The organism is Echinicola soli (assembly GCF_006575665.1).
Lineage (GTDB): Bacteria > Bacteroidota > Bacteroidia > Cytophagales > Cyclobacteriaceae > Echinicola > Echinicola soli.
In genome coordinates, this window is the sequence record NZ_CP041253.1 from 489970 (window position 1) to 504131 (window position 14162).

At 45.2% G+C, this 14162-nt stretch carries 11 protein-coding genes and 2 pseudogenes; 4 read left to right on the forward strand and 9 right to left on the reverse strand.

What is annotated here, in order from left to right; all coding sequences use genetic code 11:
* The gene (locus FKX85_RS02155; protein WP_141613173.1) at positions 1–591 is read left to right on the forward strand and encodes a response regulator transcription factor; all 591 of its coding nucleotides are present in this window, start codon (positions 1–3) and stop codon (positions 589–591) included.
* On the opposite strand, the gene FKX85_RS02160 is transcribed toward FKX85_RS02155, so the two are convergent.
* The 7 genes and pseudogenes from FKX85_RS02160 to FKX85_RS02190 all read right to left on the reverse strand — a co-directional run bounded on the left by FKX85_RS02160 (position 592) and on the right by FKX85_RS02190 (position 6368).
* Positions 592–1635 (reverse strand): sialidase family protein, encoded by a 1044-nt coding sequence (locus tag FKX85_RS02160; RefSeq protein WP_229239735.1) that lies wholly within the window; start codon positions 1633–1635, stop codon positions 592–594. It abuts the gene before it with no gap.
* A 228-nt stretch (positions 1636–1863) separates the two neighbouring features.
* Positions 1864–2877: a zinc-binding alcohol dehydrogenase family protein gene (locus FKX85_RS02165; protein ID WP_141613174.1), complete on the reverse strand. Its 1014-nt coding sequence runs from the start codon at positions 2875–2877 to the stop codon at positions 1864–1866.
* A 212-nt stretch (positions 2878–3089) separates the two neighbouring features.
* Positions 3090–3244, reverse strand: a pseudogene (locus tag FKX85_RS21835) (HepT-like ribonuclease domain-containing protein); the annotation flags it as partial.
* Positions 3233–3337: pseudogene (locus tag FKX85_RS21840) on the reverse strand (hypothetical protein); the annotation flags it as partial. The pseudogenes FKX85_RS21840 and FKX85_RS21835, both read right to left, overlap by 12 nt.
* 237 nt (positions 3338–3574) lie before the next feature.
* Positions 3575–3673 (reverse strand): nucleotidyltransferase family protein, encoded by a 99-nt coding sequence (locus FKX85_RS02180; RefSeq protein ID WP_141613176.1) that lies wholly within the window; start codon positions 3671–3673, stop codon positions 3575–3577.
* Positions 3674–3919: 246 nt separating this feature from the next.
* Entirely contained in the window at positions 3920–5215 is a 1296-nt protein-coding gene (gene fucP, locus FKX85_RS02185; protein ID WP_141613177.1) for an L-fucose:H+ symporter permease, read from the reverse strand.
* Positions 5216–5333: 118 nt separating this feature from the next.
* Entirely contained in the window at positions 5334–6368 is a 1035-nt protein-coding gene (locus tag FKX85_RS02190; RefSeq protein WP_141613178.1) for an aldo/keto reductase, read from the reverse strand.
* 153 nt (positions 6369–6521) lie between these two features.
* Between FKX85_RS02190 and FKX85_RS02195 the strand changes: the two genes are divergently transcribed.
* The 3 genes from FKX85_RS02195 to FKX85_RS02205 all read left to right on the forward strand — a co-directional run bounded on the left by FKX85_RS02195 (position 6522) and on the right by FKX85_RS02205 (position 10273).
* Positions 6522–7544, forward strand: coding sequence for a LacI family DNA-binding transcriptional regulator (locus FKX85_RS02195; protein ID WP_141613179.1), 1023 nt, complete (start codon positions 6522–6524; stop codon positions 7542–7544).
* A 201-nt stretch (positions 7545–7745) separates the two neighbouring features.
* Positions 7746–8993: a DEAD/DEAH box helicase gene (locus tag FKX85_RS02200; RefSeq protein WP_141613180.1), complete on the forward strand. Its 1248-nt coding sequence runs from the start codon at positions 7746–7748 to the stop codon at positions 8991–8993.
* A gap of 383 nt (positions 8994–9376) precedes the next feature.
* Positions 9377–10273 carry a mechanosensitive ion channel family protein gene (locus FKX85_RS02205; RefSeq protein WP_141613181.1) on the forward strand — a complete coding sequence of 299 codons (897 nt, stop codon included), beginning with the start codon at positions 9377–9379 and terminating at the stop codon, positions 10271–10273.
* A gap of 150 nt (positions 10274–10423) precedes the next feature.
* Here the strand turns inward: FKX85_RS02205 and FKX85_RS02210 are convergent, their stop codons facing one another.
* Positions 10424–12112 (reverse strand): ribulokinase, encoded by a 1689-nt coding sequence (locus FKX85_RS02210; RefSeq protein WP_141613182.1) that lies wholly within the window; start codon positions 12110–12112, stop codon positions 10424–10426.
* Between the two features lie 495 nt (positions 12113–12607).
* Positions 12608–14155, reverse strand: coding sequence for an alpha-N-arabinofuranosidase (locus FKX85_RS02215; protein WP_141613183.1), 1548 nt, complete (start codon positions 14153–14155; stop codon positions 12608–12610).
* Between the last annotated feature and the right edge of the window lie 7 nt (positions 14156–14162).

The following is a 14162-nucleotide window of genomic DNA, read 5'->3' on the forward strand; positions in this document are numbered from 1 at the left end:
ATGGAACACACCAAAAAAGTATTGATCATAGAAGACGAAATGCTCATTGCCAAAGATCTTGCCTTCTTGCTCGAGGATATTGGATACGAAAACATAGGTATTGCCAATAACGGGGACAAAGCTCTTGAGCTTTTCTGTGACAATCATGTGGACTTGGTGCTTTGTGACATCAATATCAACGGAGACAAGGATGGCATCGAAACCGTCCAGGCCATCCTTCAGTATAAAAAAACACCCATTATCTACATCTCGGCCTTTTCAGACAATAAAACGGTGCAAAGAGCGATCGCCACCGCTCCTTCTTCCTTTCTCACCAAACCCTATAATGAACGAAGTGTCCAAATAGCCATCGATTTGGCCTTCGCCAATTTTGAACAAAAAGGCCTCCAGCTGGAGGAAAATGAAATTTACCAAAAGCTCACCCAGCGCGAACGGGAAATTATCATCTTAATAGCAGAAGGGAAAACCAGTTCAGAAATTGCCGAGCAGCTTTTCATCAGCCCCACCACAGCCGCCAAGCACCGCAATAACATCCTGGCCAAAACCGGCTGTAACAATACTTCGGAGGTAATAAAATTGCTCTATTCCTAATCAGAATCCTTCCAACTCCACATACTTGATCTTTTTCCTCTTCCAGGTATAGCTGATATGAATTCTGCCATCTGTAGTCTGAATGATGGCAGGATAGCTAAATTCCCCTGAGGATTCATTTTCCAGCGTATAAATATCCGTCCACTCCAGTCCATCTGCAGAAACTGCCAGTCTAAGTTTATCCCTTCCTTCCGACCAATCATCTCCACTTACAGCCGGATTATACACCAAAAGATGTTTTCCGTTCTTAAGGGCTACAGCATCTGTACCACTGTTCGGATTGAGAACGGAGGTTGCTGACAGTGCACTCCAACTCTCCCCTTCATCTTCAGACCATGCCGTAATCACATGATTTTGCTTACTACGACAAAGTACTTGTAGCCTCCCGTCGGCGTGTTGCAGGATACTTGGCTGGATCACATCAAAATCCCCATTATGATCAATGGGCACTTTTCGCCAGGTGGCTCCATTATCCTCGGTAATCTCGATATGTGCACGCCAGCCATTTTCGTCCTCCACGCTGGATGGTGCCAGTACCTTCTCACTCTTCAGTTTTATAGGTTTGTTTTTGATGGGACCCAATATTCCCTCAGGGAGCTTTTTGCCTGTAGACCAAGTTTGTCCTTCATCCAAGCTTACTTTATACACTCCCCACCATTCCTGGGGAGAAGGTCCTTCTTTGTAAAAGAGCACCAATGAATCTTTTGTCATTCTAAAAAGAACGGGGTTCCAAGTGGGATAGCTCAACGTATCATTCACCTTGCCATCAGCGACCTTAATGGGTGCACTCCATCCATTATTGGTTTTGGTAGCCGTCCAAATCCCCACTTCCGGATGCCGTTCGTATTCCCCCCCAAACCAGGCAGCAAGAAGCTTTCCATTGTCCAGCTCCACTAGGGTAGAAGCATGACATTCCCGAAAGGGAGCTTCATCAAAAATAAACTCATCGGTTATCACATTGCCATGCTCTTGTCCAAAAGAAGGAAGGCATATTATCAGCATAAGCAGCCCTAACAAAGTGGCTGTTGGCATTGCATTTTTCATTGTCTTTATTTGTATGGATAGATTCCTGTTGTAATAAAAACAAAGAAAAGCATTTTTTTTACCCAGCACACCATCCACCTTTCTTTTTGGAAAGATCATGGCACTTTCTGCCTACCGCCCACTACTTTTACCAAACACCAAGGGCATAGCTGTCAAGGTATTCACCTCAAACCTCCCAAGGTATGTGCAAGAAATCCCTCTTACGAAATATATTTTAATTTCAGTTTTCTAAGACAGCCTTACCATTGCCTTGATCACCTTATTTGCCGGATCCAGCCAAGAAGCAAAATCAGCTTTCACCTGATCAAAATCAACCTGATGTGTAATATAAGATGCTGCCTTGACTTTTTGCCCTTTCAATGCCCTCAGTACAGTATTAAAATCCTCTCTGGTGGCATTTCTGCTGCTCATAAGGGTCGATTCCCGCTTGTGAAACTCCGGATGATTAAACTCAACAGGACCTTTTTGCAGCCCTACCAACACATACCTTCCACCATGCGCCATCAGTCCAAAGCCATTATGGATAGCCACCGAACTTCCCGTGGCATCGATAACCGATTCGGCAAAACTTCCGCCTGTAATCTTCGCTATTTCTGCTTTGTAATCGCCTTTGGCATTGACCGTGTGTTCGATATCAAGCGTTTCCCGGCAGAAAGCCAAGCGATCCTCGTTGATGTCCATAGCAATGACTTTTCCTCCGGCAATCCGGGCAAACTCCATCACGCCAAGACCTATCGGCCCAGCTCCCATTACCACCACAAATTCACCTGGCTGCACACCTGCCCTTCGCACGCCATGCGCACCAATGGCCAATGGCTCGGCCAAGGCCAGCTGATCCAAAGTAAGTCCTTCCTGTTTGACCAAAGAGGAAGATGGCACAGAAATATATTCTTTCATACCTCCATCTTCATGGACACCAAACACACTGATCGAGGCACAGCAGTTTGGTTTACCCGCTTTGCAGGCAACGCATGTTCCACAGTTAAAATACGGGATGATGGTCACCAGGTCTCCCGGCGAAAAACCATCTGTCCCGTCCACTTCCATCAATTCACCAGACAGCTCATGACCCAGCACTCGCGGATAGGTAAAAAAAGGCTGTGTGCCCTCGTAGGCATGAAGGTCTGTCCCGCATATCCCAATGCGCTTGATCTTTATAATCGCCCTTCCTGGACTTAGTGATGGCTTTTCCCCTTCTACATATTCAAAACTCCCTGGCTCTGTACAGGTTAATATTTTCATAAGTTGGTTATTTGAAAACTTAGTTAAAAAGGCTCACTGCAAATCCATGGGTAAGTTTTGACTACACCCGAATTTTGGCACGGCCCAAATTATATGCTAAAATCAACCATTTTCGATTGGATCCCATCCTGCTCTTTCGGGCTTTTTGGAGAGAAAACGAAGCATGGGTAAAGTGATGAAGATTAGGACTCTAAAAAATGGGTGATCAATTCCTAACTTAAATCTTGGATGATTTTTTTTATTTGCTTTTTTAATAGCGGAATATCGTTTATGACCACATCCCAAATAGTATCCAATTGAAGCCCAAAATACTCATGAACCATGAAGTTCCTCATTCCTTTTATTTCTGTCCATTCTACATCGGGTGATTTTCCTTTAACACTTCGGAAATATGGTGAGGAGCTTCTCCTATAATCTCTAGGTTCCTAATGATTGCATCCCTTTCAATCCACTTTTCCTCAAAATTGTCACAAGTTTAATAATACGGGCCAATACTTCTATCTTTTCAATACACTCGTCAATATGCCCAAGTCTAAACAAATCCTTGTCAATATTCATGAATAATTTTCAAGTCATTTAAAACATAAGGTTTTAACTTAGGATTCACGTATTTTTCAACAACCAAATCGACCTTTTTATATAATAGTTGTTCCAACTTACCAATTAAACGAATAAGCTTAAAGAGACCTATGGTATTCTAAAACTCATACAAAAAATCTATATCACTCTCTTCTGTCTCTTCATTTCTGGCCACTGAGCCGACCACACCGATCTTGGTCGGCTTATACGGCTTCATGGTTTCTATGATAATATCAATCTTATCTTGTGTCAGCGTACCCTAAATTTAACGAATTCATATTCAAAAGGATATTTTATGCGCCATTTGACAAAGTAGTCGCTTTTGGCAAATTAGCACTTATTGGACGTTCCAATAATTATTGAAATCGGCCTTCTCTCAGGCTGACCCAAAAAGAACATCATCAAGTGAATTTGGGAACGAAACATTGTGCTGCTCCCAAATCCACTTTATTCAAGCTCCCTATCAATCCCCCGCAGCCATTGCAGGGATCTCTTTCTTGTGCTTATAATGATAAAGCCCATAGGCCACCACGACCAAATAACAAGCAGCAGGAACAAAGAACGAAAGGTGAATACTATCCAGTCCATCGGAAACAAGCCCTTGGATAAAAGGAAACAAAGCACCTCCCAGAATAGCCATGATCAACCCAGATCCGCCCAATTTGGTATCATCGCCAAGCCCTTCTGCCGCCAGCCCATAAATGGTCGGAAACATCAGCGACATACATCCAGAAATGCATACCAGTGCAACAGAACCTACCAAGCCACTTCCAAAGATCACGACCATGGTCAACCCAATGGCGCCCATCGCTGAAATGGCCATTAACAGACTAGGCCGCACAAATTTCATTAGGGCAGTAAACAAAAACCTACTGACCGTAAACAGTATAATCGCCGCAAGGTAATAGTCAGAGGCATCGCTCTCGTTCATGTCCAATTCCATCATCACATAACGGATAGTATAGGACCAAATCCCAATCTGCGCACCCACATAGAAAAACTGCGCCAAGACTCCAAATACATAATTTTTATTGCCCAAAAGCCGTTTCAGGCCATTGCCCAAGGAATCTTGAAGTCCTCCTTCTGAGGCGGTAGGCATTTTGGTGAATTTGATCAATATCCACATCAGCACCAAAAACAGCGCAACCCCAACATATGTGCTCATCACTGCATCCAGCTCTGCCTGTCGTACCTGCTGCAGCTGCTCGACTGTCATTTTGCTTCTTTCATCTGCTTCAGCCACATTTAGCTGGGAAAGAATAAAGAGCTTACTCAGCAAAACCCCAATGATCGAACCTACGGGATTAAAAGACTGGGCGAGGTTAAGCCTTCTTGTAGCAGAGGCTTCCGGCCCCATCACCATAATGTAAGGATTGGCAGAAGTCTCCAAAATAGACAAGCCTCCCGCCAGTACATACAATGCAAACAGGAAGAATCCGTAGGACATCATGATGCTGGCAGGATAAAACAATAGTCCTCCTACAGCAAACAAGCCCAAGCCCAGGAGCACTCCGGATTTGTAGGTGTATTTCTTGATATAAATCGCCGCAGGCAAGGCCAAACAGAAATAAGCCCCATAAAAAGCCAATTGGATCAGGCTCGTCTGGGTATCGGTCATGCTGAGGATTTTCTTGAACGCCGCCAATAAAGTGTCCGTCATATTATTGGCAAGCCCCCAAAGCAAGAAAAGGCTGGTAAGGAGTATAAATGGCCAAAGGGTCGCTTTCGATACCAAGGCCGCTTTTGATGGGTTATTCATGAACTTATAGTTATTGGTTATTTGGTTATTGATTATTCGTTAATGGTGATTGCTGATTTATTATTATCAAATGGATAAATTTTACAATCTTATAATTTTACAATCTTCCAATTTCAACCTACAAAGGGCTATATTCTTTTAAAAGTCCCCTATTGTGCATTTCTGCCCAAAATTCAGCGGGCAAAGCTTTTTCCGTCGCTTCTACATTCCTTTTCACTTTAGCGGGTTCTGAAGTACTTAATGCGACACAGGCCACCCCTGGAGCAGAAAGCCCAAACTGTACACAGGCATGTGCCGGTGGTATTTCAAATTCCTTGCAGAGCGCAAAAAACCGTTCCCTCCACTCAAACCGGGCCTTATTTTCCGGGGAATCAGGTTTGATCAGTTGATAATCATAATAATCCCCGCCGACCAAAAAGCCGGATTGAAATACGGCAGAATTCAAAATCCCCACACCATCATCGGACAGCTTCTTCATAAACTGCAACAATTCCTTTGGATGGGAGATGATGGTCATGCTGTTGGCAAACATCACCCAATCCAGCTTGATATGCTCATAAATCCGCGGGATGACTTTCCAATCCTTTGCGCCCACACCGATTCCCTTTACCAAACCTTTTTTCTTTAAATCCTCCAATGCCCTGTAAGCTTCCAGAATATCTTCAAAAAGGGCTTTCTCTTCCTCTGCTGTAGTGGCTTTGGCCAAGTATTCATCCGGATCGTGCACAGAGGCCAGCTGTGTGGAATATCCTTGGAGCAATTCATTACCTTCTTCAAAGCACTCCAAGATTCCGTCATAACTGATTTTTTGGACCGCATCGTGCTTCAGATCCCTCCAGACTCCTTTTTCGAACTGGGGTTCATCACCTACCAATGGGGTTCTTACCCAACCAAGTTTATTACTGACCACTACCTGGTCCTTGGGCACGTCAAGAGCATTCAGTGCATTACCGAGAGACTCCAGTGCCAGGCCAGCCCCATATTTTCCAGCCGAGTCAAAAAACGTCTGGGGCTGGGTATAGCGGATACTTTCTTTTACGATGGCTTCCTTTTCGCTTGGTTTAAGCGCTGTAAAAAGATTGCCTAGCGCACTGGTGCCAAAAACGATGGAGGGAACTTGAATTCCTGTATTACCTAAAGGGGTTAACTTCATACTTTTTATTCCTTGTTATTTTAGGGAAAACACTCCAAGATAGCCATATTTTCGGTCAAAAAAACACTTAAAATGTGGCCAAACCTTCGCTGAGAACCCGCAAAGGTTTGTGCAAAGCTTTGCGGATAAAAAAAAATTTATTTTTTTTATCCCATGAAGAAAAAAAGGGTCACCCTAAAAGACTTGGCCAGCGAACTTGGGGTCGCCATCTCCACGGTAAGCAGGGCACTAAAGGACCATCCAGACATCGATAAAGTCCTCACCAAAAAAATCAAGACACTGGCCCAACAGCGGAATTATATTCCCAATCCACTGGCCATGGGATTACTTCGTCAACAAACCCGCGTAATTGGGGTCATCGTACCTGACTTGGCCACATACTTTTTTTCTTCCATTATCTCAGGTATAGAGGATGAACTGCAACAAGCCGGATATTATATCGTCATTTCCTCGTCAAAAGAAACCTTGGAAAAGGAAATCGAATGTGTCTATAACCTGCTTAACCTAAGAATCGACGGGCTCATCGTATGCTTGGCCCAAAATAGCAATCAAACAGATCACTTCAGAAAAGTTCTCGACCATGACGTGCCTTTGGTGTTCTTTGACAGGGTATGCTTGGAAAAAGAAGTCTCCACTGTAGTGGTGGACAACGTCTCCATGGCCAAGGACATCACTACCCATTTCTTTGCCAACGGGGCACGTAAGATCGCCCATATCACAGGACCAAAGCACCTTAATATAGTACAAGAACGAACCGAAGGCTACCTAAAAGGGCTGGCGGAAGTAGGGCTGCCATTTGAAAAGGAATACCTCATCCATACCGATCTTTCCACAGAAAGTGCCGCACTTGCCATTCGGAATTTGCTGAACCTTCCACAACGGCCGGATGCACTTTTAGGTGTAAACGACACGGTGATTTTTGGTGCAATGAAGGAAATCAAGCAATGTGGATTGGCCATCCCCGATGACCTGTTATTGGCAGGATTTTCGGATGAATTTCATGCCACGGTCGTGGAGCCCAACCTGACGTCGGTGGCTCACCCCACACATGACATTGGCAGGAATGCCGCAAAACTCATCCTCGAGCAAATCGAGGAGGAAAAAGCTATCCAAAAAAAGATCGTGCTGAACACCGCCCTGCACATCCGGGCTTCTTCTTTGCGTCAGAAAAAATAACCCGCATTATCTTTGGGCTTTTTTTTGTACCTTTGTACATTAAATGACCTCCGGCAGAGTGCAATTGGCCGGAAAACCTGAACTTATTGATCCATCCATATCCGGAAATTTTGTTGATAAACGTTGCAAACACGTATTTTGCACCTGTATCTAGCACTCGATCGTTAACCTACCCCGGGGATGTCCCTTATCACATTACTTATGAAATTTAAAGACCTGAGGATTATTCCTCCAATATTAAAGGCTCTTGAGGACAAGAACTATAGCGAGCCCACTTCTATCCAGGCACAGGCCATTCCCCACATTCTTCAAAGCAAAGATGTCTTGGGATGCGCCCAGACTGGTACGGGAAAAACTGCCGCATTTGCGATTCCAATTATTCAACACATTCACCAGGCCCCATATGCAAACGAGCCTTGGGCAAAGATCCGGTCATTGATCGTCACCCCTACACGGGAACTGGCCATCCAGATCGGTGAAAACATAGAAGAATACGCTAAATACACCAATGTGAGCCATACGGTGATTTTTGGTGGTGTCAAACAAGGCGCACAAGTAGCCCAGCTTAAAAAAGGGGTACACATCCTCGTGGCCACTCCTGGGCGTTTGCTGGACCTGATCGACCAAGGACACATAAGCCTAAAGGCAGTTGATCTGTTTGTACTGGATGAGGCTGACCGTATGCTGGACATGGGCTTTATCAATGATATTAAAAAACTCCTCAAAATTCTTCCTACAAAAAGGCAGTCGCTGTTCTTCTCTGCGACCATGCCGGACAATATCCTCCAGCTTTCCAAGGATATCCTAAACAATCCCCAGAAGGTAGAAGTCACTCCGGTATCCTCCACCGCGGAAACGATCAAACAGTACGTTTACTACACCAATAAAAGCAGCAAAAAATCACTGCTTATCCATATATTGGAGCAAGAGGGAATGGATCAGGTATTGCTGTTTTCCAGGACCAAACATGGAGCCGACAGAATCACCCGCGATTTAAAGAAAAAGCATATCAAGGCTGCTGCCATCCACGGTGACAAGGCTCAAAATCAGCGTCAAAAGGTGCTCAGTGATTTTAAGGAAAACAAACTAAATGTACTGGTCGCCACTGACATTGCTGCCAGGGGAATCGACATTGACAAACTTAAATATGTCATCAACTATGACATCCCTGACACCCCCGAAACTTACATTCACCGGATCGGCCGATCCGGCAGGGCTGGTGAGGAAGGAACGGCTATTTCCCTTTGCGAACCAGAGGAAAATGCTGACCTAAAGGCCATTGAAAAGCTGGCAAAAAAGCAGATCACTGTAATGAAGGACCATCCTTTTCCGCAAACTGATAAGCCAATGACAGCACAGGAGAAAAAGGAATTCAACAAAGAAAAACAGCGCAGAAAGCAAGAGTTTTTTGCCAACCGTAAAAAGTCAAGAGGTCCGGGCAGAAGGTAAGTCCCGCCCTATTGGATGGGCTCAGAACCAGCTCATTCAGATAGCCATTAAGTATATTGCCCAGCAGAAGACATCCCAATGACTTTCTGTTGGGCAATACTCATTCTTACCATCTCCACCAAAGGAAAAACCGTCTTGTACCCGCCTATAGCGAGGCATGCCTACGGCACAAAGGGCTCCAGGAGCAACCTGATTTTAGCAAGCTTTACTACCTAACGGCATTAGTCATGACACGCACCTTACTATATTTAGTAGACAGAGGTACCGCTAGAGCATTAGCTTGGTAACGGATGATCCCCATATAGCCCACTACCACTCAACTTACCCACTGCAAATCATATAGAATCGAAAAAAATCAGTATTTTGGGTAAAGTGCACAAACTATGGAACAAGGCTATCTTCAAACAATCATCAGTTCGGTCAGGGATTCCTGGCAAAATTTTCTTGAAAGTATTCCCGGAATCATCTTAGGGATCATCATTGTGGCAATTGGCTACCTTATAGCGCGCCGGATTGGTGAAGCCACCAGAACACGAATCAGAAAACGTTCCAGTGACCCACTGATGAGCAGGTTCTTAGGCAATACGGTTAAAATCTGCCTGTTGCTTTTGGTGATCATTTATGCCATGAATATCGCTGGCCTTGGAGAAATCACCACTTTTTTAATCACCTCCATCGGGGCATCGGCCATCATCATAGGCTTTGCCTTTAAAGATATTGGCGAGAATTTTATCAGCGGAATTATCCTTGCATTCAGCCGACCCTTTAATGTCAACGACACAGTGGAAGTAGGGGATCTTTTCGGGAAAATCAAATCCCTGGAATTCAGGTACACCAAACTGAAGACATTTGATGGTAGGGACGTGTACATCCCCAATAGCGATGTGCTCAAAAAACCGGTGATCAACTATACAGAAGATGGGTTTTTCCGCTGGGATTTTATGGTGGGCATTGCTTATGAAGACAATGTGGAAGCAGCCAAACGTGTCATTATGGAAACTGTCAACAGCCATCCTTCCATAGTACAGGATGGTATCCATGAAAATTACGTCGCGGAAGATCAACTGGCAACCAGCACCGTCAATCTCAAAGTCTTTTTTTGGGTAAATACATTTGAGTTTCGTCGGGAAGCTGTGATCGTAAGGGGAGAAATCATGAAACAGGTAAAAGAAGCCCTTGAGGCCGGCGGATTCTCTATGCCAAGTGATATCGTCGAATTGAAACTGTACAGCAGTCAAAAAGACCTACCAGTAAAATTGCAGCAACCTGACCAGAGATGAAAAAGCCTGAAGACTCTCGGTAAACTTACAATCGAAACCCGAAGACATCGATCAATTAACATCGTATCCCTTAATACAAAAGCCCTCCAAGGCATGTTTGAGAATAACAAACATGCCTTGGAGGGCTTTTAGCTGTTGGGCAGTACTATATTACTGATCCGCTAGTGCTGCTGTTTTTTTCCCTTCCACAAAGGCACCAAATTCAGCATACTTGGCATACAGCTCCTTATAAACCGCTACATTCTCTGGAATCGGCTCATAGACCTTGTCAAAACCATTCGTCATGGCTGCAATCGCCGCTTCAGTACTTGGATGAATACCTGCAGCTACGGATGCGTACATCGCTGCTCCCAAAGCTGGTGCTTGATCTGAAGTGGCAATCTTGATCGGCATGTTCAGGACATCGGCCATGGTCTGCATGACCAGTTTGGACTTCTTCGCGACACCGCCCATTCCTATCACCGCATCGATGGCTACACCTTCTTCCCTGAATCGGTCCACGATCTTCTTGGATCCAAAGCAAATAGACTCCACCAATGCCTTAAAGACCCTGGCGGCATCCGTTCCCATATTCAGCCCCATAACGGCTCCTTTCAGTGCTTGGTTAGCATCTGGCGTCCTTCTTCCGTTCACCCAATCCAAGGCCACAGGTGCGGTATCAGACAGCGGGATTTGAATCGCTTCTTCAGATAATTTGATCAACAGTTGTCGATCGATTTCATTGATCAGGGCTTCTTTCTTTGCATCGTCCAGCTCATTGCTGGCGCGAATCAGCTCTGCTGTCGGCTTGACCACAAGGTTTTTGAACCAAGCCAAAACATCACCAAAACCAGACTGTCCGGCTTCCAGTCCAACTGTCCCCGGTATAACCGAACCATCCACCTGACCACAAATGCCCTTCACCAAATTGTCACCAATGGCTTCATGGGAGGCTACCATGATATCACAGGTAGATGTCCCCATGACCTTTACCAGGGTATTTTCAGTCACCTCTCCCCCCACGGCACCGGCGTGGGCGTCAAAAGTCCCCACAGCCACAACGGTATCAGTGCTCAGCCCTAATTTCCTGGCCCATTCACCGCTCAAATTACCCGCAGGCAAATCAGAAGTAAATGTATTTGTATAAAGTCGATCTCTTAAATCCGCTAACCTTGGATCCAACTTGGATAGAAATTCCTTTGACGGAAGGCCATCCCAGCTTTCGTGCCAAAGGGCTTTGTGACCAGCAGCACATCGGCTACGCTTAACCTCCAATGGATCATCAGAACCGATCAATTCGGCCGTAATCACATCGCAGTGCTCCATCCAAGAATAAGCGGCTTCTGCTACGGCTTCATCTTCACGGATGACATGAAGGATTTTTGCCCAAAACCATTCTGAAGAGTAAATACCTCCTTCGTATTTGGTATAATCTTCTCCACCCCATGTCCTGGCCAGTTCATTGATTTCATCGGCCTCTTTGATAGCAGTATGGTCTTTCCAGAGCACCATCATGGCATTGGGATTTTCAGCAAATTCCGGAGACAACGCCAGCGGCTTGCCTTGTTTGTCCACTGCCATTGGGGAAGAACCGGTTGTATCTACACAAATCCCCTTGATCTGACCAGAAGGTACACCGGATTCCTTTATCACTTCCCTGATCGTCTCTTCCAAACCTTCCAAGTGATCCAATGGATGCTGCCTAAACTGATTGCTTACAGGGTCACAGTATTTCCCTTTCTTCCATCTGGGATACCAAAAGACATGGCTGCCTTTTACCTCCCCATTGCTCGTATTGACGATTACCGCCCTGACAGAATCAGAGCCATAATCCAAGCCAATGACAAATTTATCGTTCATGGTGCTAATACTTTATTATATGAGTTATGTTATTTCGTCCTAAAGAGGGTACCAATGATAGAATCATCACCGCGAGCTTGCCTGGTGCCAAACAGGCTTATCTGATGCCAAACAGGCTTGCCTGGTATCCAACAGGTTTGCCTGATATGGAACAGGCTTATCTGATGCCAAACAGGAAGATATGACAAAGCAGTCCCGTCTTAAGAATACGAGATTGCTTCCTCCCTCCGGTTGTCGCAATGACGTTTAGGGCAGACGGGATTGCTTCATTTTGTTTCTCTGCGTTCACAATGACGTTTTGGTTATGATGCTACCATTTCTCTAATCGCCATTGCGAGGAAGTATAGCCTGTCCCGAGCTATCGGGAACGAAGCAATCTCGTGTTTCGAAGCTGAGATTGCTTTACTCATTTGCCCTCCGTTGGCAATGACGCTCCTCCACTTTCCTCTCAGGTCTTCTGACCTCAGCCTCACTACACAGTACTACAAACCTACCTTACTTTACTCTCAGAACTATCACGGACTTTGCTGGTACCTTTACATTAAGCACGTCTTTATTCCATTTGAAATCATCAAACGCCTCAATGCTCACCACCTCATTGTCTTCGAAGGAATTGTGGCTGTTCAGTTCAGGTGCTGTCAAGTACCTTCCTGAAACCTCCTTGGCTTCAGTCCCGTGAAGGAGCACATCCAGGTCCATGGCTTTATCTGGATCGACATTGGCGATACTGATATTGACAGTACCATCTTCAGAAAGTGACGAAGACACGTTTAGTGCTTCCATCTCCACATCACCAGCTTTCACTTTTTCGCTTGTCAGGTATGATGGCAGCAATGTCGCATCCATGTGGGGCTTATAAAGGTCAAACACATGGTAAGTCGGTGTCAGGAGCATCTTATCATCTTCGGTAAGGATCAACGCCTGAAGCACATTTACCGTTTGTGCCAAGTTGGCCATATGGACACGATCAGCATGTTGGTTAAAGATGTTCAAGGTAATCGCAGCCACAAATGCATCCCTTAGCGTATTCTGCTGATACAAAAAGCCGGGATTAGTGTTAGGCTCCACATCATACCAGGTACCCCATTCATCCACGATCAACTTCACGCGCTTTCTCGGATCGTACTTATCCATTCTGGTTTCATGGTTGGTCAATAGCTGGTCCATAAAGGCTGCCTTTTCTAAGGTAGTCAGGTATTCTTCTTTGCTAAAATCAGTAGAAGAGCCCTTATCACCCCAGTTGCCCGGAATGGTATAGTAGTGCAAAGACATCGCATCCATCATGTGAAGTGGAATCTTTTGCATTAACACTTCAGTCCAATTGTAATCGGTAGAATTGGCACCACCGGCAATTTTATAAAGTTTGGCTCCGGGATAATCCCTCGCAAATGTGGCGTATCTTCTGTACTCATTCGCATAGTATTCAGGAGTCATATTGCCTCCACAGCCCCAGCTTTCGTTTCCTACTCCCCAGTACTTGATCTGCCAAGGCTCATCTCTGCCGTTTTTCTTACGTAAGTTGGCCATTGGGCTTACTCCGTCAAAGTTGATGTACTCTACCCACTTGGACATTTCCTCTACGGAGCCGCTGCCCACATTGCCCGTAATGTAGGGCTCGGTACCCAGCATTTCCACAAAACCAAAGAATTCGTGCGTACCAAAGGAATTATCTTCTGTCACACCACCCCAGTGGGTGTTGATCATCTTAGGTCGTTCGCTTCTCGGACCGATCCCATCTGTCCAGTGGTACTCATCCGCAAAACAGCCCCCTGGCCATCTGAGGTTGGGGATGTCCAATGCTTTCAAGGCTTCGAATACATCGGTTCGATAACCATTGATATTTTCTATTTCCGAATCAGGGCCGACCCAGATACCACCATAGATACAACGACCAAGGTGCTCACTAAAATGTCCGTAAATATGTCGACTAATTTGGGTCTTTCCCTGGTCTGCATTGATGACCAGTTTGTTTTGGGCCATGGTAGCAAATCCGGACAGCATCACTACTGCCATCATCAGACCGCCAAGTAAGATTTTCTTCATGATTTTA